Here is a 1,603-nt window from a genome sequence, read left to right as displayed (position 1 = left end):
GTGGTCATTGCCTCCCACTCTCCGCGCCGTGACACTCTGGAACATCTTTCTGGCATGCAAAGCCGGCACCCCCGGCCGATGATCATGCTAAGCCAGGAAGGTGATCCAAAGCTGACTCGGGCTGCGGCCCAGGCGGGCATCAACGCATACGTAGTCGAAGGCCTGTCCGCGCCACTCGTACAGTCATTGATAGAAGTAACCATGCTGGTATTTTTGAATCAGGAATCCATGGCAGCCGAGCTGGACACCAGTAAACAAACCTTGCTGGATTACAAGACTATCAGCAAGGCAAAAGCTCACATCATCCGCCACTCCAACCTGAGCGAAGCCGAAGCTCATAAACAACTCCGGCGTATGTCTCAGGATCACCGAAAATCCATCGTATCGATTGCCAGGCAAGTACTGAGGGACTCGCCGAAGGTCTGACAGGTACCGCGCTCAATCGGTGCGGCGAGCGCAAAACGTTAATCTTTGCGCCCGAAAGGTGCGCAATTCAGACGGCCAGGTCAGGCCGGGTTTCAACTTTAAATGTCATGTTCTGAAATTCAACTTCATGTTCCAAAGGGTTTTTTAGGAAATTCCATCTTGCGTCCAGCCTGATGGCACAGATACTGCTTTATATAACCGTGAGTGCAGATGCATCTCCTTCCATAACAGGAAGGCTCGATGTAGAGACCGTGCAAATGCGCTCCTAAAATGAACACTACGAAGACGTCTTCTAAATCTCTGCCAAGCAAGAGATTGGAAGGCGTTTTTTTTTGCCTGAAAAAAAGCAGGGTAGAACCGATATGACGAACACGATCAGATTGAAAGCTTTCTTGCTCACCTTGCTGCTGGTAACGCTGTTTTCAATCGTATGGCAATTTTATGTCTCTGGCACAGCTGAAGATCACGGCATGGATGCGGAATATGCAGCCCTGATGGGTTCTGCAAGCAAAGGAGGCTCTAATCTCCCCGGCCCTCTGGATGTGGCCAGTACAGTGCTGTCTCATCTCGCCAGCCCTCTCCACTATCCGGGGACGGACCAACCGGGCCTGTTAGTACAGATCGGATACAGTATCGGCCGGGTTTTGATTGGCTTTGGTCTGGCCGCTCTGGTGGCCATACCCATTGGCTTTGCCATTGGAATGTCGCCTTTGTGGAACCGGGCACTGAACCCGATCATTCAGATACTCAAACCGATTTCCCCTCTCGCCTGGTTGCCGCTTGCGCTCTACACGATCAAAGATGCGGAAATGTCCTCGATCTTCGTGATCTTCATTTGTTCAGTCTGGCCGATGATGATCAACACCTCTTTTGGCGTAATGAGCGTTCGGCGTGAATGGATGAATGTAGCCCGCACTCTTGAAGTCAAGCCCTTGCGTCTTGCCTTCCGGGTCATTCTGCCGGCAGCTGCACCCACCATCATGACCGGTATGCGCATTTCCATCGGGATAGCCTGGCTGGTGATTGTTGCTGCAGAAATGCTCGTGGGCGGCACAGGCATTGGCTACTTCGTGTGGAACGAGTGGAACAACCTGGAAATCACCAACATCATCACTGCAATTCTGCTCGTGGGTGTCGTCGGCATGCTGCTGGATACAGCGCTGGCTATGGCCGCACG

General features: G+C 52.3%; 2 protein-coding genes. Both read left to right on the top strand.

Annotation, left to right across the window (positions count from 1 at the left end; all coding sequences use genetic code 11):
- The coding region (locus tag DS878_RS04985; RefSeq protein WP_148707067.1) for an ANTAR domain-containing response regulator at positions 1 to 426 on the top strand (426 nt) is incomplete at its 5' end.
- A 362-nt stretch (positions 427 to 788) separates the two neighbouring features.
- The coding region (locus DS878_RS04980; RefSeq protein WP_113814892.1) for an ABC transporter permease at positions 789 to 1,603 on the top strand (815 nt) is incomplete at its 3' end.

It is taken from the genome of Marinobacter sp. F3R11 (genome assembly GCF_003318275.1).
In the GTDB taxonomy this organism is placed as follows: domain Bacteria; phylum Pseudomonadota; class Gammaproteobacteria; order Pseudomonadales; family Oleiphilaceae; genus Marinobacter.
Note: the sequence above shows the minus strand (reverse complement) of the source record. Positions and strands in the feature narration are given on the sequence as shown.